A 25582-nucleotide genomic window follows, 5' to 3' on the forward strand; every position below is an offset into this window, starting at 1 on the left:
GGCAACCGCTAGAGCGAACGCATCACCGAGACGACCTTTCCCATGATGGTCGCGTGGTCGCCCAGGATCGGCTCGTACTGGCGGTTTTGCGGCAGGAGCCACGTGTGCCCGTCGCGCTGCCGGAACGTCTTGACCGTGGCCTCGTCGTCCAGCAGGGCGGCGACGATGTCGCCGTTCTCGGCGTTCTGCTGGCGGCGCACCACCACCCAGTCACCGTCGCAGATGGCCGCTTCGACCATCGAGTCCCCGCTGACCTTGAGCATGAACAGCTCACCATGGCCCACGAGTTGGCGCGGAAGCGGCATGACGTCCTCCACCGTCTGGTCCGCAAGGATCGGTCCGCCGGCCGCGATCCGACCCACCAGGGGCACCATTGCGGTGTCCGACGACGTGCTCAGTTCCGCCACCGGCATTCCGTTGATGGCCATCAGGTTCGACTCGGCGGATTCCGCGGACACTTCGCCGTCGCTCAACGTCAGGGGCATCAGAATCTCCATGGCACGGGGACGCCGGGGGTCCCTGCGTATGTAGCCCAGCTTCTCGAGCTGTGCGAGTTGGTGGGTCACGCTCGAGAGACTGGCAAGGCCCACTGTGTCGCCGATCTCCCGCATCGACGGCGGGTATCCGTGATCGGCCACCGCGCGCTGGATGGTTTCGAGGATCTTCTTCTGCCTGATGGTCAGGCTCTTCGGTGTCCGCCGCGGCGCCCGATTCTCCATTGTGCTCATGCCCTGCCCCGTGCCTCTCGTCCCTGCGTTGCCGGATGCCCGCCCAACCTGTCGGTGCCCGGTGGTGAACTCAATCCCACTGGCTTCCTTTCCGCCAACGCTAGTGGAACGGAACCCGCTTTCAAAGGTTTGTTCGATCGTGTCTCGACAATCGTCGTCCAGGGATGCTAAAAATGGAACAGAACAAATTCGAAGATAAGTTCGAACAGGAGTTTCGAAGAGACGAAAGCCTGCCCCGAACCCGAACGGATTGGAACCTCCCGCGAAATCAGCGGGCGAAGCAACATGAAAGGCAAGTCATGGCTCAGATAGTGCTTCCCGCAGCTTTTGTTCCCCCGGCCCGCCCCGAGGCGAACGCGCCAGTCCACGCGGTCCGGTCCACGCAGGCATCGGTGCGGCTCACACGTCGCGGGCGTTTCCTGCTCATCGGACTCCCCGTGCTCCTGGGAGCCACGGCCTTGCTGGTGCTCCTTGGTGTATTCACGGCTCCCGTGATGGCCGCGGGTACCGGCGAAGCGACCCCCGTGCTAGCCGACACGGTGACGGTCTCCGAGGGGGAGACCCTCTGGGGGCTCGCGGCCGAATTCGCACCCAATCGCGATCCACGCGAGGTCATCTCCGAAATCGCCGAACTGAACAACCTGGCGGGTTCCAAGCTCGTTCCGGGTCAGGAACTGTTCGTCCCGACCGGCGGCTAGACGCCAACACCGCGCGGTCCCGACCGCACCTCCCGATCTGCGCCACTGGTCCGGCCCGCCCGGCAGTGCCCGTTTGTGACCGGCGCGGGGTCGCGGATTGGAGCCCTCCGTGAAGACGGCACTAGAATCGTCCGGTGAGTGATCAGCTTCGACGCCTGGCCAAACTACCGCTGCGGGACAATCTGAGGGGCCTCGAGCCCTACGGTGCGCCCCAGCTGGACGTGCCGATCCTGCTCAACGTGAACGAGAACACGCATCCCGTCCCCCCCGAGGTCAGTGCGGCGATCGCCGCGGACGTGGCAGCGTGCGCGTCGGGCCTGAACCGCTATCCCGACCGGGAGTTCACGGAACTCCGCGAACGGTTGGCGGCCTATCTCGGGCACGACCTCGACCCGTCCAACATTTGGGCCGGCAACGGCTCGAACGAAGTGCTGCAGCACATTCTCCAGGCTTTCGGTGGCCCGGGACGGACCGCGATGGGGTTCCCCCCCACGTACTCCATGTATCCGCTTCTGGCCAGCGGCACGGACACCGCTTACGCGGCAGGAGTCCGCGCCGACGACTTCGGCCTTTCGGCCGAGTCGGCGGCGGAGCAGGTCGCGGCCTCCGGGGCGAACATCGTTTTCCTCTGTTCGCCGAACAACCCGACAGGAACCGCACTGGGACTGGATGTCGTCGAAGCCGTCTACGACGCCGGCGAGGCCAATGATGCGATCGTCATTGTCGACGAGGCCTACGCGGAGTTCTCCCTCTCCGGCACCCGTTCTGCGCTCGACCTGTTGCCGGACCGCGACCGGCTCATCGTCTCGCGCACCATGAGCAAGGCCTTCGCGCTCGCGGGCGCAAGGGTCGGCTATCTGGCGGCCGCGCCGGAAATCGCCGATGCGCTTCGCCTGGTGAGGCTGCCCTACCACCTGTCCGCGGTGACCCAAGCGACCGCCAACGCGGCACTCAAGCATGTGGATGTGCTTCTGGGGACCGTCGAGGACATCAAGACGCAGCGCGACCGGATCGTGGACGAACTCAAGCGCATGGGACTGGACCCAGCTGCCAGCGACTCGAACTTCGTCTTCTTCGGCGGGTTGGAGCATGCCGGTCGCATCTGGCAGGGATTGCTGGATGCCGGAGTCCTCGTCAGGGATGTCGGCATTCCCGGCCACCTGCGTGTGACGGCCGGAACGGAGACGGAAACCACGGCTTTCCTGACGCGGCTCGAGGAACTGCTCGGCCAGGAGACCGCGCATGCCCGCGGGTAGACTTGACCGCAGGCGACGCCAGCCTTCGGCGCGTCGCCAACCACCACCCATGCCTAAGGATCATGTATGTCTGCAGAATCGCCCAACGGCCGCCGGGCCCGCATGGAGCGCAAGACCAGCGAGTCTTCCGTCGCGGTCGAGCTCAACCTCGACGGCACCGGCGTCGCCAATATCAGCACCACTGTGCCGTTCTACGACCACATGCTCACGGCGTTGTCTAAGCACTCCTTGATCGACCTGACCGTCGAGGCCACGGGCGACACGCACATCGACGTCCACCACACGGTGGAGGACGTCGCCATCACTATCGGCGAGACGCTGCGCACCGCGCTGGGCAACAAGGCGGGGATCCGCCGGTTCGGCGAGGCGACGGTCCCCCTGGACGAAGCGCTGGCGAACGCCGTCGTCGACATCTCGGGACGCCCGTACCTGGTGCACTCCGGGGAACCGGCCGGGCAGGAGTACCACCTGATCGGCGGGCACTTCACGGGGTCCCTGACGCGTCACGTCTTTGAATCCCTGACGCTCCACGCGCAGATTTGCCTCCACATGACGGTTCTTGGCGGTCGCGATCCCCACCACATCGTCGAGGCCCAGTTCAAGGCGCTGGCCCGCGCACTGCGCACGGCAGTTGAGCCGGATCCGCGCATCGGCAATGCGATTCCGTCCACGAAGGGCGCACTGTAGATGGGTGCCCAGAAGGTCACCGTACTGGACTACGGCTCCGGGAACGTCCGTTCGGCGGTCCGCGCGCTGGAGCGCGTGGGCGCGTCCGTCACCCTGAGTGCCCGTCCGGAGGACGTGTTGGAGGCGGATGGCCTGCTCGTGCCCGGCGTCGGCGCCTTCGCCGCCGTCATGAAGGCACTGGACGACGTCGGTGCCGCGCGCCTCATCGGGCGCCGCATCGCCGGCAACAGGCCCGTCATGGGGATCTGCGTAGGGCACCAGGTCTTCTTCGAGGAGGGCGTGGAGCACGGGGTGCGGACCAAGGGACTCGCCGAATGGCCGGGAACCGTGGAGCTGCTGCCGGCTCCGATCGTTCCGCACATGGGCTGGAACACCATCAAGGCGCCCCCCGGCTCGCGGCTTTTCGCCGGCATCGAGGACGAGCGTTTCTATTTCGTGCACTCCTACGCCGTGCAGAAGTGGGACTTCGAGGTCCTGCAGCCGGCCATGGTCCCGCCCCTGGTCACTTGGTCCGAGCACGGCGCCCCGTTTATCGCCGGCGTCGAGAACGGCCCCCTGTCGGCCGTGCAGTTCCACCCGGAGAAGTCCGGTGACGCCGGGGCGCAACTCCTGGAGAACTGGCTCGGAACGCTCTGATGTGGAGCATTTTGCTCATGGCACTGGCCGGTATTCTGGCCGGCGGCGCCTTGTCCCTCCGGCAGCAGAAGGCCCACGTCTCCTGGACCATCACGTGCTGGGTGCTCGCGGGGCTGTCGCTCCTCGCCGCCTATGCGCTGACGCTCGCTTCCTGACCCCCGTGGGCCCCGTCGGGCGCCCGCCGCGACCTCCCCACCCACCGAACCGAAAGTGCCGAACATGAGCAAGCAAGACGTCCCCGTCCTCGAACTCCTCCCCGCCGTCGACGTTGCCGACGGTCAGGCCGTCCGCCTCGTGCAGGGCGAGGCCGGCAGCGAAACGGGCTACGGCGATCCGCTCGAAGCGGCGATGGCGTGGCAGAACGACGGCGCCGAGTGGGTCCACCTGGTGGACCTCGACGCGGCCTTCGGCCGCGGCAACAACACGGAGGTCCTGCGCCGGGTGGCCGACCAGCTGACGATCAAGGTCGAGCTCTCGGGCGGCATCCGCGACGACGAGTCGCTGGACCGCGCCCTCGAATTCGGTGCGGCGCGCGTGAACCTCGGCACGGCCGCGCTGGAGAACCCGGAGTGGACCGCCCGCGCCATCGAGCGCCACGGCGACAAGATCGCCGTCGGCCTCGATGTTCGGGGCACCACGTTGGCCGCCCGGGGATGGACCAAGGACGGCGGCGACCTTTGGGAGGTCCTCGCACGGCTCGAGGACGCCGGCTGCACGCGCTACGTCGTCACCGACGTCACCAAGGACGGCACGCTGCGCGGACCGAATGTGGAACTCCTGCGCCAAATGTGCGAGCGCACCGACAAGCCTGTCGTCGCCTCGGGCGGGATCTCCAGCCTCGACGATCTCCGGGTGCTGCGCGAGCTCGTGCCCGCCGGCGTCGAGGGCGCGATCGTCGGCAAGGCACTGTACGCCGGAAAGTTCACCCTGCCGGAGGCGCTGGACGTCGCCGGCAGGCGCTGAGCCGATAACCAGGCGCATGGTGTCGCACGACAGGTCAACGGACGGTCCGGCCGGCCGTTCCCTGCCCGGCCACATCGCGGCCGCGCTCGACCGCGCCGGTGCTGCCACCGACTCCGCGGGCCGTCCCTGGGACGGTCGCGACCTGTCTGGGCCCGGCAATCCGCTGCACGGATTCGAGGGCGACGACGGATCCGCCGACCCGGCCTACGAGTCTGCGATCGCGGCGCTGCTCTCGGGCTCGGGCGCGGAAGAGGACGTACACATCGCCCTTGCCTCGGCAAGGGTCTTCGTTCCCGTCGTCGCGTCGCTGGTGGACGGCGGAACCGGCGCACACGGCGAAATGGAGGACAAGGAAGCCGACATGGCGCTCGTGACCATCACCGCTCCCGACGGACGGTCCGCGCTGCCGGCATTCACGACGGTGGAGCGGTTACGGACCTGGCACCCCGAAGCCCGGCCGGTCGCCGTCTACGCGGCGCGTGCCGCGCTGTCCGCCGTGGCCGAGGGGGCCCAGTTGCTGGTCCTGGATCCGGGCGCGGAAGTGACGTTTGTGCTTCGCCGGCCCGCGGTCTGGGCCCTTGCACGACAGGAACAGTGGGTGCCCAGCTATGGGGATGCCCGACACCTGCAGATCTTGAGGCGCCTGGCCGACGCGGAGCCGGGTGTCGCCGGGATCTCGGCCGGACCTGGGAGCGGGGTGGCAAGCCGCTCCGCGGACGGGCGGATTATCGCCGGCGGCGGTCCGGGACCCGAATTGCGGTTGGAAATCACCTTCACCGCCGGCACCGCAGAAACGGCGGCGCGGGAATCCGCTGCCCGTATCCAGACGGCGCTGGCCGGCGAGCAGTCGTTCGCCGAGTCCGTGGACTCGCTGGAGATCTCGCTGAAGGTTGCGCCTGACCGGCCGTCCGCGTGACGCGGCCGCTTGTCCGGTCCTTGGACGCATGCGAAGGGCCGACCGCGGTGCGGTCGGCCCTTCGGGGTGACTGGTTTGGTGAGGTGCGGCTAGTTGACGGGGCCCGTCAGCTTCTCTCCCGGACCCTGCCCGGGCGCATCCTGGATGGTGGACGCTTCGCGGAAGGCCAACTGCAGCGTGCGGAGGCCGTCGCGCAGGGGAGCGGCGTGCTGGCTTCCTACCTCGGGTGCCGCCGCGGTGATGAGGCCGGCCAGCGCCGTGATCAGTTTGCGGGCCTCGTCCAAGTCCTTCAGCTCCTCGGCGTCCGCCCCTTCCGCGAGGCCGCACTTGACTGCCGCGGCGCTCATCAGGTGGACGGCAGCCGTCGTGATGATCTCGACTGCGGCAACGTCGGCGATGTCGCGAACGTGGTCGGTGTCGGAGGAGGTAGCTGTCGGATTGGTTTCAGGGGTGCTCATACTGCTAAGCTTTTCACAGACCGACTGGAATCGCGCATTCGGTGATGCCACTTTGAAGCATGGTGGACCGTCAAGATGCGCGAATCCGGTACGCAAGTGGAGGCCTTCTCCCACCCGCTGCAGCCGCACAGGCCGCCGGGTCATTCGGTGGCACGGGACATTCGTCCGGGCCGGGCGCGAAATCGCCTACGAATAAATTGGCCTCCGCCTGCCTTGCAGCCGGGGGCCTTCTCCTGTTGTGGGCGGCGTCCGAACGACTAACAGCAGGAGCTACACATCAGCGATCCACGCATTAATGATCGAATCCGCGTCCCAGAGGTGCGGCTGGTTGGACCCAACGGCGAACAGGTTGGCGTTGTCCGCATCGAGGACGCGTTGCGTCTGGCATCGGAGTCCGATCTGGATCTCGTCGAGGTGGCGCCCACGGCGAAGCCTCCCGTATGCAAACTGATGGACTTCGGCAAGTACAAGTACGAAGCCGCGGTCAAGGCCCGCGAGGCACGCAAGAACCAGACCAACACCGTGCTAAAGGAAATCCGTTTCCGGCTGAAGATCGATAAGCACGACTACGAGACGAAGACGGGCCACGCGCTCCGCTTCCTCGCGGCCGGCGACAAGGTCAAAGCCATGATCCAGTTCCGTGGCCGCGAGCAGCAGCGTCCGGAGATGGGTATCCGCCTCCTGAACAAGTTCGCCGAGGACGTTGCCGAAGTGGGCATGGTCGAGTCGACCCCGCGCATCGATGGCCGCAACATGGTTATGGTCGTTGGGCCGGTGAAGAACAAGGCGGAGGCCAAGGCCGAAGCCCGCCGTCAGCAGCAGCGCGAGTCGGACAAGGCCAGGTCGGCCGCTTCGAAGGATCGCATCGACACCTCTGGCGACGACCAGCCCGCGCTGACGCAGAGCCTCGCGGACAACCTTCCCGACGACTTCATGGCCCGCGTGGCCCAGGTCGAGGCCGACGCGGCCGAGGCCGCGAAGGCGCCGGCGAAGGAGGAGCCGAAGCCCGAAGCCGTGTCGGAGGCCCCGGCCCAGGCCGAGGAGAAGGCTCCGGTCGCCAAGGCGCCGGCCGCCGAGACCAAGGCACCGGAAACCAGGGCACCGGAAACCAAGGCACCGGCGGCCGAAGCCAAGACCGCGGAGGCCGCCAAGGCCCCGGCGCGACCGGCTCCCAAAGCGGCCGCCAAGCCGGCCGTGGCTCCGGTCCCGAAGGCGGCACCGAAGCCCGTGGCGGCCCCAAAGCCAACCCCCAAGCCTGCACCGGCGCCGAAACCGGCACCGCGCAAGCCAGCCAAGCCGGGTCCGGCCAAGTAGCCGGACCGGTGCGGCCCGCCCTTTATGGGTGAGCACACCACCAACGCGCCTCCGAAACCGGAGGCACGAGAGATCCTCGGTCCCCAGGGACACGGGAGCACGTAAGGAGAACGGCGGACATGCCGAAGTTCAAGACCCACAGTGGAGCCAAGAAGCGCTTCAAGCTCACCGGTAGCGGCAAGCTCAAGCGCCAGCAGGCCAACCGCCGGCACTACCTGGAGCACAAGCCCTCCAGCCTGAAGCGCCAGCTCAAGGGCGACCGCATCGTTGCCAAGGCGGACACCAAGACCATCAAGCGGATGCTGGGAATCTAGCAAACCGCCCTGGGGCCCAGCGGCCCCATCCACCCATAGTTTTCCTCCGGCCGGAACCCACCTCGTGGACGGCCCGAGGGCAGAGCATTAAGGAGTACACACGTGGCACGTGTGAAGCGGGCGGTCAACGCCCACAAGAAGCGCCGGGTCATCCTCGAGCGGGCCAAGGGCTACCGCGGTCAGCGTTCGCGCCTGTACCGCAAGGCCAAGGAACAGCTGCTGCACTCGTTCGTGTACAGCTACGGCGACCGCCGCAAGCGCAAGGGCGACTTCCGCCGCCTGTGGATTCAGCGCATCAACGCCGCGGCGCGCGCCAACGGACTCACCTACAACCGTCTGATCCAGGGCCTGAAGGCCGCCGCGGTCGAGGTCGACCGCCGCATGCTGGCCGAGCTGGCCATCTCCGACGCCAACGCCTTCAGCGCGCTGGTCAAGGTTGCCAAGGAGGCCCTGCCGGCCGATGTCAACGCCCCCGCCGCCGCCAAGGCCCCCCTGGTGAAGACCGAGCTGACCGCCTCGAAGGCACCCGCAGCCAGGGCTGCCAAGTCGGCACCCGCGGCCGAGCCGGCTCCTGCCTCCAAGGCCGCACCGGCCGCTTCCGCCAAGGGTGGATCCGTGGCGGCCGTCGAAGGCGAGGACGCCCCCGAGGGCTTCGTCATCAAGGGCAACCAGTCGATGAAGTACCACGTGCCGGGCTCGACCTGGTATGAGCAGACCCAGCCCGAGTTCTGGTTCAACTCGGTTGAGGCCGCCAAGGCCGCCGGGTTCGAGCCGGCCGGTGGCGAATCGCGCCAGAAGTTCGAGGGCTAGTCGTTACCGACTGATCCGCGGCCATTGCGCCGCGCCCTGGCGAAGGGGACGGAATCCGCAAGGATTCCGTCCCCTTCGGCTTTCCCGGCTAAGGTTTTCGGCATGACTATTGCCGGATCCGACGCCGACCCCATGTCCAACCCGCGGGCGGAGCGGGTCAAGGAGGTCGCCCGCCTCGCCACGCGCATGGGACGGGCGCGAACCGGTCTCTTCCTCGCGGAGGGACCCCAATCGGTGCGTGAGGCCCTGAGCCTTCACCGGGAGCGCGTGGCCGCCGGTGCCGCCCCCGTCGTTGAGCAGTTGTTTGCCAGCGCCGACGCACTCGAACGCGACCCGGGCCTTGCCGAGCTCGCGGGCGGCGCGCCGCTCCGGCTGGCGACACCGGACGTCATCGCAGCGATGGCCGACACGGTCACGCCGCAGGGAATCCTCGCCGTCTGCCGGATCCCGGGGGACAGCGTGGCCGACGTGCTCGGCGCCGCCCCGCGCCTCATAGCAGTGTTGTGCCGCCTTCAGGATCCCGGCAACGCGGGCACGGTCCTGCGTGCGGCCGACGCCGCAGGCGCGGATGCCGTCCTGGTCACCCAGGGGAGCGTCGACATGTACAACCCCAAGGCGGTGCGGTCGACGGCCGGCTCGATTTTCCACCTCCCGGTGATCCAGGGGGTCGACTTCGGCGAGGCGGTGGAAGCCCTCCACGCGGCCGGCGTCGTGGTGCTCGCCGCGGACGGCTACGGCGACACCGACCTGGACGCCTTGCAGGACCTGAGCGCTTCCCGCCGGCTCGGCGTCGAGCCCGGCGGTCCAGCGGATGGGGCGCGGCCCGCCGGTAGTGCGCAGCCGATGCCGGTGCTGGAGGCTCCCACTGCCTGGTTGTTCGGCAACGAGGCCAAGGGCCTCTCGGCCGCGGAACTGGAGACCGCCGACCACCGAGTCGCCGTCCCCCTGTACGGAGTGGCCGAATCCCTTAACGTCGGGACCGCGGCGACCGTGTGCCTGTACGCCTCGGCGCGTGCCCAGCGTCGTGGATAGGCCGCGTGTGGATGACATTCGGCAGATCGTCGGTGCGGCCATCGTCGATTCGCTCGACTCGCCCCGTAGATTGCTGGCCGCCCGGCGCACAAAGCCCGAGGCTCTCGCTGGCCTGTGGGAGTTCCCCGGCGGCAAGGTCGAGCCCGGCGAGGAGTGCGAGGCGGCACTTCTGCGCGAACTGGTCGAGGAACTGGGGGTAGGTGCGCGCCTCGGCCGAGAGCTGTTGGGTCCCTCGGAGTACGGCTGGCCATTGAACGGTGCCGCTGCGATGCGCGTGTGGTTCGCCGAGATCACGGCGGGGGAGCCGGAGCCCTTGGAGGACCACGATGCGTTGGAATGGGTCGAGCTGGAACCGGAGGCGGCCCTGCGGCTCGCATGGATCCCCGCCGATCTCCCGATCGTCCGGGCGCTCCTGCGGGAGGCGTCTCTCGGCGGAGCGGTACCGCCCCGCTAGCCGGCTTGCGGGGCCTGTGCGTCCGCGGGCACCCGCGATTTGTGTGCGAACCGGATCAGGTTGCCGTCCGGGTCCACGTGGGCGGCCTCGCGCAACCCGTATTCGGTGTCAACGGGTTTGCTGGTCGGCGCGTCGTACGCGATGTCGGCCGTGGCGCCCCGCCATTCGGTGGAGAGTCCATCCGCGTCGTCCACCGTGACGAAGACCGACGCGAAATTGCCTTCCGGCTCCAGAGCCGGCGCCTCCCACAGATGGATGGAAATGCCGTCGCGGCGCGCCATGGCGTAGGCCTCGTCGCCGTCGTAGCCCGTGACGTCGAAGCCCAGCAGGGCGTAGTGCGCCATGGCGCGGTCGATGTCGAGGACGGGGAACACGGTCGCTGAGGTCTCCAAAATGGCCATACGGCGAGCCTAGCCACACCCCCGCGCCGGGGCAACGAACCCATGGTGAACATCGGGTGGGGTGGACGGCGCCGGCGCATGTCCCGCCCGGAGGTCCACGTCGGGGAGCCACGCGTGGTGCCGAAAACCCGCGCCGGAACCCTTGCCTGTAACCCGTGCTTGTAACAGTGCCATGTGGAGCCGTGCCGGGCCCCCGCACCTAGAGGTCGAACAATGTGGCCTGGGCTTGGGGGCGAGGTTGGCCCCGCGGAGCGGCCGGCTCGGCGTTGTGGGACGCGAACGGGCCGTCCGTGCCGGAATCTGACCGAGCCTTGGGGGATCGGAATCCGCTGACCCCCGATGCCAGCCCGTGCCGCGCGCGGAAGTGGCGGACGCGGCCCGCCAACCAGTCACGGTAGTCCGTGTCCGCCACGGATCCTTTTCGGTAGAGCCGACGGTAGCGTTCCACCAACTCCGGATGGCTATCCGCGAGCCATTGCATGAACCATTCGCGGGCCCCGGGGCGCAGATGCAGGGGCCCGGCCGAAACCCCCGCGGCGCCGGCCGATGCCAGCCGGGCGAACAGGGCGTCGAGGGCCTCGTCCGAGTCGCTGAGCCAGGGAAGAATCGGCATTGCCAGCACCGAACACTCGATGCCGTGCGCCGCAAGTCGCTCCACCAGCCGGAAGCGAGCCTCGGGAGTCGGCGTGCCCGGTTCGACGGCGGCGCTGAGTTCCGGATTCGTCATCGCGATCGACAGGGCGACGGAGACCGGTACCCGCTGCGCGGCGCGTGCGAGCGGTTCGATGTCGCGGGCCAGAAGCGTTCCCTTGGTCAGGATCGAAAACGGCGTTCCCGACTCGGACAGCGCGGAGATGATGTCCGGCATGAGCCGGTAGCGTCCCTCGGCACGCTGATAGGGATCGGTATTGGTCCCCAACGCCACGTGTTCACGCGTCCACGACGGTTTGTGCAGTTCCGCGCGGAGCACCTCCGCGACGTTCAGTTTGACGACCACCTGCGAGTCGAAGTCGCGACCGGCGTCCAGATCCAGGTAGGTGTGTGTCTTCCGCGCGAAGCAATAGACGCATGCGTGGCTGCATCCGCGGTAGGGGTTCACCGTCCAATGGAAGGGCATATTGGATGCCGCGGGAACCTTGTTGAGTGCGCTCTTCGCCAGGACCTCGTGGAACGTCATGCCCGCGAACTCGGGCGTTTGCACCGAGCGCACCATGCCGGCGAGTGGCAGGGTCTCCACGCCCGGTCCTGCGAAGCCGGCGAGCGGAAGCGGGGCGCCGACCGCATCGGCCGCCCCCGCTTCCGGCCGTCCGGTTTGGTGCCGGACGAGCTGAGCTTCCCATCTCACCCTCTGATTAGAACATGTTTTCGAGTGAGTGTCTATGGGGTCGAAGCGGGTGCCGAGGCGCACCGTATGATGGTGCGATGATCCTGCTGACCGGTTTCGAGCCGTTCGACGGCGCGGCGTCCAATCCCTCCATCGACGCCGCCACCACGGCCGCCCGAGCTCTCGTGTCCGAAGGCATCCCGGCGGTCGCCGAGCAACTTCCGTGCGTCTTTGCCGAGGCGCCCGGCGCCTTGGCGCGGGCGATCGAGAGACACCGCCCCGACGTCGTGGTCTGCGTTGGTTTGGCGGCGGGGCGGCGGGTGGTGTCGCTGGAGCGCGTCGCCATCAACGTCTTGGACGCGCGGATACCGGACAACGCGGGCGAGGTGCCCGTGGATCGACCCGTGGTGGAGGGCGCGCCGGCCGCCTACTTCACCACGCTGCCCATCAAGCGCACGCTGGCCGCATTGTCCGCCGCGGGGATCGACGCGGAGGTCTCGCAGACCGCGGGGACGTACGTCTGCAATCAGGTGTTCTACGCGTTGATGCATCAGGCGGCGGGGCACGGCAGAAGGATCCGAGGTGGATTCGTGCACGTGCCGACCATCGCCCCCGACGGCGGCACCGGACCCACAGGTGCGGACCTGGCTTGTGCCCTGCGGCTCGTCGCGGTGGAGGCCCTGAATCCTGCTCCCGATGCCCTTCTGGTTGCCGGTGCCGAGTCGTAGGCGGCGGGCAGCGCTCGGTGGCGCGGCGCGCTAGCCGCGGGAGCGATTCCGCGGACCTTGGCCAGGCAGCCGGCGCGCCGTGGGCAGCAGGGCCGAGGCCCAGGGCATCGCCGGGCGTTCCCTGTAGCCTCCGGCGGCCAAGCCCGCGCCCCTTTCGAAGGGATTACGGGATGCAGGATCCCCCGTGCGGAGCCAGGACCACGCGGCGCCGGTGAAATACAGCGGTATGAACGGCAGCCCGCCGCAACAGGCGTACTGCGAACTGTGGCTCTCCTCGTGCGCCAGGAGGGCCGGGTGTTCCTCGGGGCGTCCGAACCGCGCGCGGAAGAAGACCACGCCGCCCACCGTGAAGGCCCCCGCGACCGGTAGGGCGGGCCGGTATCCCAGCGCGAGGATCAGCCCGTTCGGTCCGCGGCGGATACTGCACCGGGTGGCGATCGCCAGCGCCAGGCCGATCGGCGTCGACAGGTTGACCCAATTGGCGACGGTCCTCGCGTGCTTCCAGCGTGGCATGCGCCCAGTGTAGCCAGCGGGACTGCCGTCGGCGTTGCGAGCTACCCGGGTTTGGGGGCAGCCGATCCGGCTGAACTAGACTTGGGCCCGAACCAGGACACGCGAACCACAGTGAAAAGGGCACCAACCAGATATGTCTGAATCAATGACGCCCGTCGGCGTCCACGACTCCGTGGGCGACGCCGTTCCGCACCCGACGGACGAAGCCGCCGTCGGCGCCGCGGCCGACCGGGCGCTGACCGCCATCGCCGACGCGTCGAACCTCTCCGAGCTGAAGGCCGCCCGTCTCGGGCACACGGGGGAGAAGGCGCCGCTGAGCCTCGCGAACCGCGAGATCGGCCGCTTGGACAAGTCGGAGAAGGCCGTTGCGGGCAAGCTTTTGGGAGCCGCGCGAGGGCGCGTGAACAAGGCTCTGGCCGCGCGCACGAAGGTGCTCGAGGAGGAGGACGCCGCGCGCATTCTCGTCGAGGAGGCCGTGGACGTCACGGCCGCCCCGCGCCGTCGTCGTGCCGGCGCCCGGCACCCGCTCTCCGTGCTCCAGGACCGCGTTAGCGACATCTTCGTCGGCATGGGCTGGGAGATCGCCGAGGGGCCGGAGGTCGAGTCCGAGTGGTTCAACTTCGACGCGCTCAACTTCAAGCCGGACCACCCCGCCCGCGACATGCAGGACACGTTCTTCGTCGACCCGCCGGAGGCGCACCTCGTCCTTCGCACCCACACGTCGCCGGTACAGGTCCGTTCGATGCTCGAGCGCGACGTGCCGATCTACGTGCTGTGCCCGGGCAAAACGTTCCGCACCGACGAACTCGACGCGACGCACACACCGGTGTTCCACCAGTTCGAGGGACTCGCCGTGGACAAGGGCCTGTCCATGGCCGACCTCCGCGGCACGCTGGAGCACTTCGCACGCCAGATGTTCGGCGACGAGGCCGACATCCGGCTCCGCCCCAACTACTTCCCCTTCACGGAGCCCTCCGCCGAGCTGGACATCTGGCACCCCGGCGCCAAGGGCGGCCCCCAGTGGATCGAGTGGGGCGGCTGTGGCATGGTGCACCCCAACGTCCTACGGTCGGCCGGGATCGATCCGGACGTCTACTCGGGCTTCGCTTTCGGCATGGGCATCGAACGCACCCTGATGTTCCGCAACGAGGTGCCCGACATGCACGACATGATCGAGGGCGACGTCCGTTTCAGCCAGCACTTCGGGATGGAGATCTAAGCAATGCGTATTCCACTTTCATGGTTGCGCGAGTACGCGCAGGTTCCCTCCGACGCCACCGCCGAGGACGTCATGGCCGACCTGGTCAAAGTCGGCCTCGAAGAGGAGGCCGTCCACCGTCCCTCCGACGAGTTGTCCGGTCCGGTGGTGGTTGGCCAGGTCCTCAGCATCGTCAAGGAACCGCAGACCAACGGCAAGACCATCAACTGGTGCCAGGTGCGCGTGGTCCCCGAAGGCCGGCCCCAGACCCTGGAGCAGGAGGGCATCGATCCTTCCGGCGTGCAGGGCATCGTGTGCGGCGCGCACAACTTCGTCGAGGGCGACAAGGTCGTGGTGACCCTGCCCGGCGCCGTGCTGCCGGGAGACTTCCGCATCAGCCCGCGCCAGACCTACGGGCACGTCTCCGCCGGCATGATCGCCTCCGTGCGGGAACTGGGTATCGGCGAGGACCACGACGGCATTCTGGTGCTCTCCCGGATGGGCTTGGACCCCGAGGTCGGCACCGACGCGATGGAGCTCCTGGGACTCAACGACCAGGCCGCCGAGATCAACGTAACCCCGGACCGCAGCTACTGCTTCTCCATCCGTGGCGTGGCGCGCGAATACGGGCACGCGACCGGCACGCCGTTCACGGACCCCGTCGCGGGGATCACGGCAGACGCGCCGAGCGGCCCGGGCTACGCCGTCGTGATCCAGGACGACGCCGGCATCAACGGCTTGGCGGGCTGCGACCGTTTTGTGGCGCGGACCGTGCGCGGGGTGGACCCGAGCCGGCCGACCCCGCCGTGGATGGCCAGCCGCCTGCGTTTGGCCGGCATCCGTTCCATCTCCCTCGTGGTCGACATCTCCAACTATGTGATGCTCGAACTGGGCCAGCCGTTGCACTTCTACGACGTCGACAAGCTGAGCGGACCGATCACCGTCCGCCGCGCCGCCGCGGGGGAGAGGCTGGCCACGCTGGACGGCAAGGAACGCGTTCTGAACGTCGAAGACCTGCTGATCACCGACGAGACCGGTGCCATTGGCATCGCCGGGGTCATGGGCGGCGCCTCCACGGAGGTTTCCCACGACACGGCCAACGTACTCGTCGAGGCCGCGCACTTCGAGGAGGTCTCGATCGCGCGGACGCGGCGCCGCCACAAGCTGCCGTCCGAGGCCTCGAAGCGCTTCGAACGCGGCGTCGACTGGGAAATCGCCGACGAGGCCGCGCAGCGCGCGGTCGATCTGCTGGTCCAACTCGCCGGAGGTGTCGCCGACTCCACCGCGACCGACGTCGGCACGCGCCCCGCGCCGGCCCTCATCGACCTGCCCGCCGACTACCCGACGCGGCGGGTGGGGATCGAGTTCACCCCCGCACAGATCGAAGGCACGCTCCGCGACCTGGGCGCCGAGGTGGAAGCGACCGCCGATGGCTATCGCGTGACGGCTCCTACCTGGCGGCACGACCTGCGCACACGTGACGACCTCACCGAGGAAGTCGCCCGACTCGTCGGCTACGACAAGATTCCGGCGACCCTGCCGGTGGCTCCACCCGGGCGTGGCCTCACCCGCGTCCAGCAGCAACGTCGGCGTGTGGTGCAGGCACTCGCCGACGCCGGCTTGACCGAGACCCTGAGTTACCCCTTCGTTTCGGCTGCCCAGAACGCGACGTTCGGCACGGCGGAGGGCGGTCGGGAACCGGCGTCGGTCAGGCTCGCCAACCCACTGTCCTCCGAGTTCGGACACATGCGCCGGTCGGTCTTGCCCGGACTGCTGGCCACGGCGCGGCGCAACCACGGCCGTGGTTTCCGCGACTTGGCGCTGTATGAGGCGGGGCTGGTGTTCCTGCCCGGCGATGCGCTGGGGACCGCGACCCTACCGGAGACCGCCCAGCGTCCGGCGGACGACGAACTCGATGCGCTCGACGAGGGCCTGCCTCACCAGCCGCAGCACATCGCCGCGGTCCTGACGGGTCACGATTCCCCCGCCGGAGCCGGGCACGAGCCGCGCCCGTACGACTGGTCCGATGCCCTCGACGTGGCCAAGCTGGTCGCCGACGTGCTCGGGGTCGATCTGGTTTGCTCCCAAGGCTCGCACCAGGCATTCCACCCGGGCCGCACCGCCGTGCTGACTCTGCGCGACGGCACGGCGGTTGGCTACGCCGGGGAGCTTCACCCGAAACTCCTCACCGAGCTGGACCTCCCGGCGCGCACGGCAGCCGTGGAAATCGACGCGGACGTTCTCTTCGCCGCCGCCGCGGACGTGATCGTGGCGCGGCCGATCTCCACGTATCCGATCTCCACCCAGGACGTCGCGCTTGTCGTCGACTCGGCCGTGGTCGCCGGCGACGTGCTCGAGACCTTGCGCGAGGGGGCCGGGGAGCTGTTGGAGGACGTCGCGCTGTTCGACGTCTACTCGGGTCCGGGAATCGACGAAGGCAAGAAGTCGCTGGCGTTCGGCCTCCGCTTCCGCGCGGCGGATCGTACGCTGACCGCAGACGAGGCCTCCGAGGCGCGCGCCGCGGCGGTCGCCGTCGCCACCGAACGCTTCGGGGCCGTGCAGCGCTAGGGTTCGCGGAACAACCGGCGACGCCGCCCGGCCCCTATGCCCGGGGTCGGTCGGCCGGGTTCCGCCTACTTCGTGTCGATCTCCGCCGGGGCCGGGCCGTCGGTTTCCGCTTCGGGCCGAAGCACGGCGCGCAACTGGTCCTCGGCCGCGATGCTGGTGATGAAGAACAGCTCGTCGCCGCTCTCGATGACATCGTCCGGGCTGGGGGTGATGGGGGCGTCGTCGCGCAGGATCGCGACGACGGTCGAGTCCTCGGGCCAATCGATGTGGCCGATGGTGGCGCCGATCAGGGCGGAATCGTGCGGGACGGTGAACTCGACCATCGACGTGACGCCCGTCTGCAGCGTCAAAAGCCGGACCAGGTCGCCGATTTCGACGGCCTCCTCGACGAGCGCGGTCATCAGGCGCGGAGTATTGACGGCGACGTCGACACCCCATGCGTCGTCGAACATCCAATCGTTCTTGGGGTTGTTGACTCGGCCGACCGTCCGGCCCACGCCGAACTCGCTCTTGGCCAGGAGGGAGACGACGAGGTTCACCTTGTCGTCTCCCGTGGCGGAGACGACGACGTCGACGTCGTCCAGACCAGCTTCCTTCAGCGTGCTCAACTCGCAGGCGTCCCCGAAGAGCCAGCGCGCGCCGCGCAGCCCACTGCGTCCCACGACCTCCGGTTTTTCGTCAATCAGCTGGACATCGTGCCCGTGGGCGAGCAGCTCGCGTGCGATGGAGGAACCGACGCTGCCGGCCCCGACGATGATCACCTTCACGGTTAGGACTCCGATGCCTGTTGGTCCGCAGGCGCTTTGGGCGCCTTGGACAGCGTGCGGTCGATGTCCGCCGTGGCGTCCACCGACATGATGGCGTGCAGGATGTCGCCCTTTTGCAGCCTCGCGTCCCGGGCGGGGATCATGCCCTCGCCAAACCGCGTGAGATAGGCGACACGGACTCCGGTGGCGTCCTCGATGTCGTTCAGGGTGCGACCGTACCAACCGTCGTGGAGCGAGACTTCGCCGAGGATCAACCGCCCGGACGCCTCGCGGAAGTCGCCGTTGATGCCTTGTTCGGGAAGGATCCGGCGCAACACCTGGTCGGCGCTCCAGCGCACGGCCGCGACGGTGGGGATGCCGAGGCGCTGGTAGATCTCCGCGCGGCCCGGGTCGTAGATCCGCGCGACGACATTAGGCACGTGGTAGGTCTCGCGTGCCACGCGCGTGGCCAGGATGTTCGAGTTGTCGCCACTCGAGACGGCGGCGAAAGCGTACGCGTCCTCGATGCCGGCGCGCTCGAGGGTCTCCCGGTCGAATCCGACGCCGGTGACCCGGCGCCCGGAGAAACCGCGGCGAAGACGCCGGAATGCCCGCTCGTCCTGATCGATGATCGCCACCGTGTGGCCGGCGTCGTCCAACGTGTGCGCGAGGGTCATTCCCACGCGACCGCAACCCATGATGACGAAATGCGCCACGTACAGCTCCCGAACTCTCTCGCCTTGGGCCGGCCCGATGCGCTCGGCCCCGTCGTTTTCCAGCCCAAGTCTCGCACGATTCGGCCCCGCGGGCCCCGCCGCGTGGATGCCGCGTATGACATGGGCGCGCTCAGGGGCTAACTTTGACTGGTGCTGACGTTTCTCGACGCGCTCAAGCGGATCCTGGTGGGCAGGCCCTTCAGGACCGAAAGGCTGAAGCAGGCACCCCTGCGGCGCCGGCTGGCGCTGCCCCTGTTGTCTTCCAACGCCCTGTCCTCGGTGGCCTATGCCCCGGACGAGGTGCTGTTGACCCTGGCCATCGCGGGATTGTCCGCCATTTACCTGTCCCCGCTGGTGGGTGTGGCGGTGATGGCCGTCATGCTGGTCATCATCGCCTCCTACCGCCAGTCGGTGAAGGCCTACCCGTCGGGCAAGGGCGACTACGAGATCGCGAGCGTGAACCTCGGCCCCCGGGCGGGCACGACCGTCGCGGCCGCGCTGCTGGTCGATTTCGTCCTCACCGTCGCCGTGTCGATGTCCTCCGCGGCGCATTATGCGATCGCCGCCTTCCCGGCACTGGCCGGAAACGAAGCCCCGATCGCCGCGTCCGGCGTCGTGCTGCTGGCCCTGCTGAATCTGCGCGGTGTTGGAAGATCGCCCGTCGGCAACGCCCTGCCGACGTATCTCTTTGTCGCCGCGATGCTGGTGATGATCGGGGTCGGCACGGTCACGGCCGGCCTCGGGACCCTAGGCAGCGCGCCCAGCGCCGAGTTCGAGATCGTGCCCGAGGCCGGTTACGAAGCCGGCCTGACCGGATTCTTCGGCGCCCTTCTGGTGCTGCGCGCCTTCTCCACGGGTTCGGCCGCGATGACGGGCATCGAGGCCCCGATCAGCAATGTCCAGACGCTGGCGGCGCCGCGGGCGCGCAGCGCGGCGTCGATACTCTTGTGGTTGGGGGTCGTGGCCACGGCGCTGACGCTGGGGACCATGTTCCTGGCTCGGGCGACGCGCATCCACGTGGTGGAGAATCCGGAGACGAATCTACTGCTCGACGGCGGTCCGATCCCCGCCGACTACATCCAGAACCCCGTCGTGGGCCAGTTGGCGCAGGCGATTTTCGGTTCGGCCAGTGTGGGCTTCTACCTGATCCTGGCCCTCACCGGGGCCGTCCTGTGGATGGCCGGCCACGCGGCGTTCAGGTCCTTCCCGAATCTGGCGTCCCACCTGGCGACGGACGGATACCTTCCGCGGCAGCTGCGCACGCGCGGGGACCGTCTGGGGTTCAGCAACGGCATCATTTCCCTGGGAGTGGCGGCGCTGGTGCTGGTGCTGGTGTTCGACGCCCACGTGCCCACCCTGATCCACCTCTACGTGGTCGGCGTCTTCGTCTCCTTCACACTGAGCCAGCTGGGCATGGTCAAGCACTGGGGGCGGCAACTGGCGAGCACGGCCGACCGTCGGATCCGGTTGCGGATCCAGCGCTCCCGCCTCCTGAACCTGATCGGCTTCGTCTTCACGGCCGCCGTGCTCGTGATCGTGCTCGTCACCAAATTCATTTTCGGCGCATGGCTGGCACTCCTCGGGATCCTCGCCCTGTACCTGGTCATGTTCTCGATCAACCGGCACTACGAGGCCGTGGACCGGGAACTCTCCGTGGACGCCTCCACGTCGGCGAAGGCCCTGCCGGCACGTGTCCACGCCCTGATCCTGGTGTCCACGCTGCGGAAGCCCGTCCTGCGGGCTGTGGCCTTCGCCCGGGCCGGCCGCCCCTCCAAGCTCGACGCCATCATCGTGGACATCGACGAAGACAAAACGGCCCGGACCGTAGCGGATTGGGACCGGCTCGGCATTCCCGTACCGATCACCGTTCTCGCCTCGCCGTACCGCGAGACGGCGGCGCCGATCATCGACTACATCAAGGGCATCAAACGCGACTCGCCCCGCGACCTCGTGGTGGTCTACATCCCCGAGTACGTGGTGGGACGTTGGTGGGAGCAGCTGATCCACAACCAGACCGCGCTGCGCATCAAAACCCGGCTCCACTTCGAACCCGGCGTGGTCGTGGCCAGCGTGCCGTGGCAACTGTCCGAATCCACCCATGGCCGGGCACTTTTCGACAACACCGCGAACGCGCGGGACACCACCAGTGGCCGGAGGCCCGAATGACGCAGACCCCCCCGAACGACGACGTCCTCGAACTGCGCATCGGCGCCCCGGCCCACGGGGGACACTTCGTGGCCCGCCACCAGGGCCGCGTGGTCTTCGTCCGCCACGCGCTGCCCGGGGAGCTCGTGCGGGCCCGGGTGACGGGGGAGGGCTCGGGAGGCCGCTTCTGGAACGCGGACACCATCGAGGTGCTGGAGGCCTCCGAGCACCGCACGGAACACCCGTGGCCGCTCGCCGACGCGCTAACCGCCGAGGCGGACGGACGCTTGCCGGTCGGCGGCGCGGAATTCGGACACGCCACACTCGCGCACCAGCGCCAGCTCAAGGGACAGGTCTTCCGGGAACAGCTGACACGCCTCGGTGAAACCGACCCCGAGGCCGTGGGCTTCGCCGGCGTCGAGGTTCCCGCGGGTGAGCGCGGGGACGGATTGGCCTGGCGCACGCGGGCGTCGTTTTCCGTCGATGCCCAAGGGCGCCTCGCGATGAACGCATACCATTCGGACCGGCTCATCCCGGTCCACGAGATGCCGCTGGCGGTCGATGCCATCAACGCCCTGCGCCTCTGGGAGATTCCGCTCAGCGGCATCGCGCGCGTGGAGGTCGTTGCGCCGTCGTCGGACGCCGCGCCGCTGGTCCTGTTCGTCGAGAACGACGGCGCCAAGCCCGGCTCCGCCGACCGCGCCGCCAAACGGCTGCCCGACGGCACCTCGGCCGCGGTGCTGACCCAGGCGACGGGCTCGACGGCGGACGGCCGCGGCGAACTGCGCCGCCTTCGCGGCCGCACCTGGGTCGCCGAGAACGTCCTGGACCGCGAATACCGGGTCACCGGAGAGGGATTCTGGCAGATCCACCGGCTCGCCGCCCCGACGCTCGTGGAGGCCGTGACCAGCCTGCTGGAGCCCCGGCCTGGGCAGCGCTTCGCGGACCTTTACGCCGGCGCTGGCCTGTTTACCCTGGCGCTGGCCGACGCCGTGGGGGAGTCCGGGCGGGTCGTCTCCATCGAGGGGGCTCCGGGGACCAGCAAGGACGCGCGGCGGAACGCGCACGGCAGGCCACAGGTGGAGATCGTTCAGGGTCGCGTGGAGAAGCGGCTCGCGGCCGCGGGTGTCCCGGATGGCCTCGAAGCCGGGTCCCTCGCCGGAGTCGTGCTGGATCCGCCCCGCGCCGGTGCCGGCAAGGAGGCGGTCGCCCGCATCGCCGCCGCGGATCCGGCCCGCGTCGCGTACGTCTCCTGCGACCCGGCGTCCTTCGCCCGCGACGTCGCCTACTTCGACCGGAAGGGCTATGCCCTGCAGTCCGTTCGGGTGCTGGATTTGTACCCGCACACCCACCACATGGAAATGGTGGGACTCCTGGTCCGCAGCTAGTACCCGGGCGCGGGACCCCGCGTTAGGCCTCGAGCCGTGCCAATAGCTCCCTGAGCCGGTCGACGAGCGGCTGCCGGTCGGCGTCCCGGACCGCCCCCAGGAGTTCGTGTTCGATTCGCATGAGCTCCACGAAAGCGGCGTCGACGATGCGCCGTCCCTCCGGCCGCAGCTGGACCCGTACGATCCGGGCGTCGTCCGGATCGGCCGATCGGCCCACCAGTTTCAGGGCGGCCAAGCGGTCGATCCGGTTGGTCATCGTGCCCGACGTGACGAGGTTTTCCCTGGCCAGTTGTCCCGCCGTCAGCGCACCGTGCGGGCTGCGCCGAATCGCGGAGAGCACATCGAAGTCCCCGAGCTGGAGACCCTGGGCCGCGAGGGCGTTGCGGCGCAGGGCGTCGAAGCGTTGGGCGAGGCGGACGATCCGGCTGAAGACGCCCATCGGCTCGACGTCCTCCGAGGGCAGGGCCCGCCGCCACCCGTCGATGATTTCGTCCACGGCGTCCGTGTGCCCGTCCATGTCCACCAGTTCCTTTGTGTCGGCCCGTCCGGACCACAGTATCTTGACATCAAGATACTTGGGAAGTACCGTGAAAATAAATCTTGACATCAAGATAACCCCGGATCCGGGGGGGGTATGCGAACGGTCGTGCGTGGCTAGACTGTGAACAGCTCTGCCGTAATCCAACCGGACCGCCTAACGGTAAGGCGCGCCTAACTGGCGGTTCGTCCGGACCAGCAACAAAGATGAAGTCTGGCGAGAGGAGTCCCAATGAGTAATGTGGACAGCTTTGGGGCCAAAGGCGTATTGGACGTCGATGGCAACGAATACGAGATTTTCCGACTGAAGGCCGTCGAAGGTGCCGAGAGCCTTCCGTACAGCCTGAAGATCCTGCTTGAGAACCTGCTGAGGACCGAGGACGGCGCGAACATCACCGCCGATCACGTGCGCGCCCTTGCCCAGTGGGACGAGAACGCGCAGCCGGATATCGAGATTCAGTTCACCCCGGCCCGCGTTCTGATGCAGGACTTCACCGGGGTTCCGTGCGTCGTCGACCTCGCCACCATGCGCGAAGCCGTCAGGGACCTCGGCGGCGACCCGACCCGCGTCAACCCGCTGGCTCCCGCCGAGATGGTCATCGACCACTCCGTGCAGATCGACGTGTTCGGCAACTCCGGCGCCCTCGAGCGCAACATGGAGATCGAATACCAGCGCAACGGCGAGCGCTACCAGTTCCTGCGTTGGGGCCAGACCGCGTTCGACGACTTCAAGGTCGTTCCCCCGGGAACGGGCATCGTCCACCAGGTCAACATCGAGTACCTGGCCCGCACCGTTATGACCCGCGAGGTCGACGGCAAGCTGCGCGCCTACCCGGACTCCTGCGTCGGCACCGACTCGCACACCACCATGGTCAACGGTCTGGGCGTGCTGGGCTGGGGCGTCGGCGGCATCGAGGCCGAGGCGGCCATGCTCGGCCAGCCGGTCTCCATGCTCATCCCGCGCGTCGTCGGCTTCAAGCTCTCGGGCAACATCCCGGCCGGGGCGACCGCTACCGACGTCGTGCTGACCATCACCGAGATGTTGCGCAAGCACGGCGTCGTCGGCAAGTTCGTCGAGTTCTACGGCGAGGGCGTCGCCGCGGTGCCGCTGGCCAACCGCGCGACCATCGGCAACATGAGCCCGGAGTTCGGCTCCACGGCCGCAATGTTCCCGATCGACGACGTGACGCTGGACTACCTGCGCCTGACCGGCCGCCCGGCCGAGAACGTCGCGCTGGTCGAGTCCTACGCGAAGGAACAGGGCCTCTGGCACGACGCGTCGCGCGAGATCCGCTTCTCCGAATACCTCGAGTTGGACCTCTCCACGGTGGTTCCCTCCATCGCCGGCCCGAAGCGTCCCCAGGACCGCATCGAGCTGACGGGCGCCAAGGAGCAATTCCGCAAGGACATCCACAACTACGCCGCAGGCGACGCGGACGCGCTGAACATCGGCCGTCCCTCCAAGCCCGTCGACGTGGCCATGGCGGACGGACGAGAGTTCACCGTCGACCACGGCCTCGTGTCGATCGCCTCCATCACCTCGTGCACCAACACCTCGAACCCGTCGGTCATGCTGGCCGCGGCGCTCCTGGCGCGCAAGGCGGTCGAAAAGGGCCTGGCCTCCAAGCCGTGGGTCAAGACGTCCGTGGCCCCGGGATCCAAGGTCGTCACCGACTACTACGAGAAGTCGGGACTGACCCCGTACCTGGAGAAGCTCGGCTTCTACATCGTCGGCTATGGCTGCGCGACCTGCATCGGCAACTCCGGCCCGCTCGAGGCCGAGATCTCCGAGGCCATCCAGGCCAACGACCTCGCCGCGACGGCCGTGCTTTCCGGCAACCGCAACTTCGAGGGCCGGATCAACCCGGACGTGAAGATGAACTACCTGGCGTCCCCGCCGCTGGTCATCGCCTACGCGCTGGCCGGAACGATGGACTTCGACTTCGAGACGGATTCCCTGGGCAAGGACGACTCCGGCAACGACGTCTTCCTGCGCGACATCTGGCCGACGCCGACCGAGGTCCAGGAGACCATCGACGCGTCGATCGACGAGGGCATGTTCGCCAAGGGCTACGAGGGCGTCTTCGACGGCGACGACCGTTGGAAGGCACTCGACACTCCCGCGGGCGACACGTTCGCGTGGGACGAGAAGTCCACCTACGTCCGGAAGCCCCCGTACTTCGAGGGCATGCAGGCCACCCCTGACGCGGTCAAGGACATCGAGGGCGCACGCGTCCTGCTGAAGCTGGGCGACTCGGTCACCACCGACCACATCTCCCCGGCAGGCTCCTTCAAGTCGGATACGCCGGCGGGCCAGTACCTCCTGGACAACGGCGTGGACCGCAAGGACTTCAACTCCTACGGATCCCGCCGAGGCAACCACGAGGTCATGATCCGCGGTACGTTCGCGAACATCCGCATCAAGAACCAGCTGCTGGACGGCGTCGAGGGCGGCTTCACCCGAGACTTCACCCAGGAGGGCGCGCCCCAGGCGTACGTCTACGACGCCGCGCAGAACTACCAGGCCGCCGGCACCGCGCTGGTCGTCCTCGGCGGCAAGGAGTACGGCTCCGGTTCGTCCCGCGACTGGGCCGCAAAGGGCACCGCGCTGCTCGGCGTCAAGGCCGTCATCACCGAGTCCTTCGAGCGCATCCACCGCTCGAACCTCATCGGCATGGGCGTCCTGCCGCTGCAGTTCCCGGCGGGCGAGTCCGCCGACAGCCTGGGCTTGACCGGGACCGAGACGTTCTCGATCTCCGGCGTCACGGAGCTGAACAACGGCACCACCCCGAAGACGGTCAAGGTCACCGCGACGGCAGAGGACGGCTCCGCCAAGTCCTTCGACGCCGTGGTGCGCATCGACACGCCGGGCGAGGCCGACTACTACCGCAACGGCGGCATCCTGCAGTACGTGCTGCGCCAGATCGCCGCTTCCTAGGCGAGCTGCCAACACCGCGAGGGCGGACATCCGGGTCACCGGGTGTCCGCCCTCGCGGTGTTTCATGGTCCCGCCGACGAGCGGGCGTGGCTCGCTGGTTCGCGGCCCGGAATC

General features: G+C 68.4%; 26 protein-coding genes. 18 read left to right on the plus strand and 8 right to left on the minus strand.

From position 1 onward, the window contains the following. Positions 1–8 precede the first annotated feature (8 nt). Positions 9–728, minus strand: coding sequence for a transcriptional repressor LexA (gene lexA, locus ACHAAJ_RS00790; protein WP_435725947.1), 720 nt, complete (start codon positions 726–728; stop codon positions 9–11). A 299-nt stretch (positions 729–1027) separates the two neighbouring features. On the opposite strand from lexA, the gene ACHAAJ_RS00795 reads away from it, so the two are divergent. The 7 genes from ACHAAJ_RS00795 to ACHAAJ_RS00825 all read left to right on the plus strand — a co-directional run bounded on the left by ACHAAJ_RS00795 (position 1028) and on the right by ACHAAJ_RS00825 (position 5884). Beyond that, positions 1028–1426 (plus strand): LysM peptidoglycan-binding domain-containing protein, encoded by a 399-nt coding sequence (locus ACHAAJ_RS00795; RefSeq protein ID WP_435725948.1) that lies wholly within the window; start codon positions 1028–1030, stop codon positions 1424–1426. 134 nt (positions 1427–1560) lie between these two features. Beyond that, the gene (locus tag ACHAAJ_RS00800) at positions 1561–2682 is read left to right on the plus strand and encodes a histidinol-phosphate transaminase (RefSeq protein ID WP_435725949.1); all 1122 of its coding nucleotides are present in this window, start codon (positions 1561–1563) and stop codon (positions 2680–2682) included. A 66-nt stretch (positions 2683–2748) separates the two neighbouring features. Then, complete coding sequence (gene hisB / locus ACHAAJ_RS00805; RefSeq protein ID WP_435725950.1) at positions 2749–3369, plus strand: imidazoleglycerol-phosphate dehydratase HisB; 621 nt, start codon at positions 2749–2751, stop codon at positions 3367–3369. After that, complete coding sequence (gene hisH / locus ACHAAJ_RS00810) at positions 3370–4005, plus strand: imidazole glycerol phosphate synthase subunit HisH (RefSeq protein ID WP_435725951.1); 636 nt, start codon at positions 3370–3372, stop codon at positions 4003–4005. Next, positions 4005–4160: a hypothetical protein gene (locus ACHAAJ_RS00815; protein WP_435725952.1), complete on the plus strand. Its 156-nt coding sequence runs from the start codon at positions 4005–4007 to the stop codon at positions 4158–4160. The genes hisH and ACHAAJ_RS00815 overlap by 1 nt, the downstream gene beginning before the upstream one ends. Before the next feature lie 64 nt (positions 4161–4224). Further along, a complete protein-coding gene (priA, locus tag ACHAAJ_RS00820) occupies positions 4225–4968 on the plus strand; it encodes a bifunctional 1-(5-phosphoribosyl)-5-((5-phosphoribosylamino)methylideneamino)imidazole-4-carboxamide isomerase/phosphoribosylanthranilate isomerase PriA (protein WP_435725953.1) in 744 nt (247 codons plus the stop codon). A 16-nt stretch (positions 4969–4984) separates the two neighbouring features. Beyond that, the gene (locus tag ACHAAJ_RS00825) at positions 4985–5884 is read left to right on the plus strand and encodes an SseB family protein (protein ID WP_435725954.1); all 900 of its coding nucleotides are present in this window, start codon (positions 4985–4987) and stop codon (positions 5882–5884) included. An 89-nt stretch (positions 5885–5973) separates the two neighbouring features. Here ACHAAJ_RS00825 and ACHAAJ_RS00830 read toward each other — a convergent pair whose 3' ends face one another. Then, positions 5974–6342: a DUF1844 domain-containing protein gene (locus ACHAAJ_RS00830; protein ID WP_435725955.1), complete on the minus strand. Its 369-nt coding sequence runs from the start codon at positions 6340–6342 to the stop codon at positions 5974–5976. 318 nt (positions 6343–6660) lie between these two features. Between ACHAAJ_RS00830 and infC the strand changes: the two genes are divergently transcribed. The 5 genes from infC to ACHAAJ_RS00855 all read left to right on the plus strand — a co-directional run bounded on the left by infC (position 6661) and on the right by ACHAAJ_RS00855 (position 10266). Continuing rightward, positions 6661–7656, plus strand: a complete 996-nt coding sequence (gene infC / locus ACHAAJ_RS00835) for a translation initiation factor IF-3 (RefSeq protein WP_435725956.1) — start codon at positions 6661–6663, stop codon at positions 7654–7656. 119 nt (positions 7657–7775) lie between these two features. Next, positions 7776–7970, plus strand: a complete 195-nt coding sequence (rpmI, locus tag ACHAAJ_RS00840) for a 50S ribosomal protein L35 (protein ID WP_435725957.1) — start codon at positions 7776–7778, stop codon at positions 7968–7970. A gap of 102 nt (positions 7971–8072) precedes the next feature. After that, positions 8073–8780 (plus strand): 50S ribosomal protein L20, sunset domain variant, encoded by a 708-nt coding sequence (gene rplT / locus ACHAAJ_RS00845; RefSeq protein ID WP_435725958.1) that lies wholly within the window; start codon positions 8073–8075, stop codon positions 8778–8780. A gap of 102 nt (positions 8781–8882) precedes the next feature. Beyond that, positions 8883–9812 carry a TrmH family RNA methyltransferase gene (locus ACHAAJ_RS00850; protein ID WP_435725959.1) on the plus strand — a complete coding sequence of 310 codons (930 nt, stop codon included), beginning with the start codon at positions 8883–8885 and terminating at the stop codon, positions 9810–9812. A 7-nt stretch (positions 9813–9819) separates the two neighbouring features. Further along, on the plus strand, positions 9820–10266 hold the full coding sequence (locus ACHAAJ_RS00855) for a (deoxy)nucleoside triphosphate pyrophosphohydrolase (protein ID WP_435725960.1): 447 nt from the start codon (positions 9820–9822) through the stop codon (positions 10264–10266). On the opposite strand, the gene ACHAAJ_RS00860 is transcribed toward ACHAAJ_RS00855, so the two are convergent. Next, the gene (locus tag ACHAAJ_RS00860) at positions 10263–10667 is read right to left on the minus strand and encodes a bleomycin resistance protein (protein ID WP_435725961.1); all 405 of its coding nucleotides are present in this window, start codon (positions 10665–10667) and stop codon (positions 10263–10265) included. The two genes, ACHAAJ_RS00855 and ACHAAJ_RS00860, sit on opposite strands and share 4 nt — an antisense overlap. Before the next feature lie 199 nt (positions 10668–10866). Further along, positions 10867–12012, minus strand: a complete 1146-nt coding sequence (locus tag ACHAAJ_RS00865) for an Rv2578c family radical SAM protein (protein ID WP_435725962.1) — start codon at positions 12010–12012, stop codon at positions 10867–10869. A gap of 77 nt (positions 12013–12089) precedes the next feature. On the opposite strand from ACHAAJ_RS00865, the gene pcp reads away from it, so the two are divergent. After that, a complete protein-coding gene (pcp, locus tag ACHAAJ_RS00870; RefSeq protein WP_435725963.1) occupies positions 12090–12719 on the plus strand; it encodes a pyroglutamyl-peptidase I in 630 nt (209 codons plus the stop codon). A 30-nt stretch (positions 12720–12749) separates the two neighbouring features. On the opposite strand, the gene ACHAAJ_RS00875 is transcribed toward pcp, so the two are convergent. Next, positions 12750–13232, minus strand: coding sequence for an eCIS core domain-containing protein (locus ACHAAJ_RS00875; RefSeq protein ID WP_435725964.1), 483 nt, complete (start codon positions 13230–13232; stop codon positions 12750–12752). Between the two features lie 133 nt (positions 13233–13365). Between ACHAAJ_RS00875 and pheS the strand changes: the two genes are divergently transcribed. Both pheS and pheT read left to right on the plus strand, forming a co-directional pair. Beyond that, a complete protein-coding gene (gene pheS, locus ACHAAJ_RS00880; RefSeq protein ID WP_435725965.1) occupies positions 13366–14451 on the plus strand; it encodes a phenylalanine--tRNA ligase subunit alpha in 1086 nt (361 codons plus the stop codon). Positions 14452–14454: 3 nt separating this feature from the next. Beyond that, the gene (gene pheT, locus ACHAAJ_RS00885) at positions 14455–16998 is read left to right on the plus strand and encodes a phenylalanine--tRNA ligase subunit beta (RefSeq protein WP_435725966.1); all 2544 of its coding nucleotides are present in this window, start codon (positions 14455–14457) and stop codon (positions 16996–16998) included. 65 nt (positions 16999–17063) lie between these two features. Here the strand turns inward: pheT and ACHAAJ_RS00890 are convergent, their stop codons facing one another. Continuing rightward, positions 17064–17765, minus strand: a complete 702-nt coding sequence (locus ACHAAJ_RS00890; protein ID WP_435725967.1) for a potassium channel family protein — start codon at positions 17763–17765, stop codon at positions 17064–17066. Between the two features lie 2 nt (positions 17766–17767). After that, positions 17768–18460, minus strand: coding sequence for a potassium channel family protein (locus ACHAAJ_RS00895; RefSeq protein ID WP_435725968.1), 693 nt, complete (start codon positions 18458–18460; stop codon positions 17768–17770). 150 nt (positions 18461–18610) lie between these two features. Here ACHAAJ_RS00895 and ACHAAJ_RS00900 point away from each other — a divergent pair, with 150 nt between their 5' ends. Then, positions 18611–20626 (plus strand): APC family permease, encoded by a 2016-nt coding sequence (locus tag ACHAAJ_RS00900; RefSeq protein WP_435725969.1) that lies wholly within the window; start codon positions 18611–18613, stop codon positions 20624–20626. Continuing rightward, on the plus strand, positions 20623–21993 hold the full coding sequence (locus tag ACHAAJ_RS00905; RefSeq protein ID WP_435725970.1) for a class I SAM-dependent RNA methyltransferase: 1371 nt from the start codon (positions 20623–20625) through the stop codon (positions 21991–21993). Before ACHAAJ_RS00900 ends, ACHAAJ_RS00905 begins: the two co-directional genes overlap by 4 nt. 22 nt (positions 21994–22015) lie before the next feature. Here ACHAAJ_RS00905 and ACHAAJ_RS00910 read toward each other — a convergent pair whose 3' ends face one another. After that, positions 22016–22510, minus strand: coding sequence for a MarR family winged helix-turn-helix transcriptional regulator (locus ACHAAJ_RS00910; RefSeq protein ID WP_435725971.1), 495 nt, complete (start codon positions 22508–22510; stop codon positions 22016–22018). Positions 22511–22762: 252 nt separating this feature from the next. Between ACHAAJ_RS00910 and acnA the strand changes: the two genes are divergently transcribed. Next, positions 22763–25468, plus strand: a complete 2706-nt coding sequence (acnA, locus tag ACHAAJ_RS00915; protein WP_435725972.1) for an aconitate hydratase AcnA — start codon at positions 22763–22765, stop codon at positions 25466–25468. Positions 25469–25582: the final 114 nt, after the last annotated feature.

The organism is Arthrobacter arnarulunnguaqae, assembly GCF_051262515.1.
Taxonomy (GTDB): Bacteria; Actinomycetota; Actinomycetes; order Actinomycetales; family Micrococcaceae; genus Arthrobacter_N.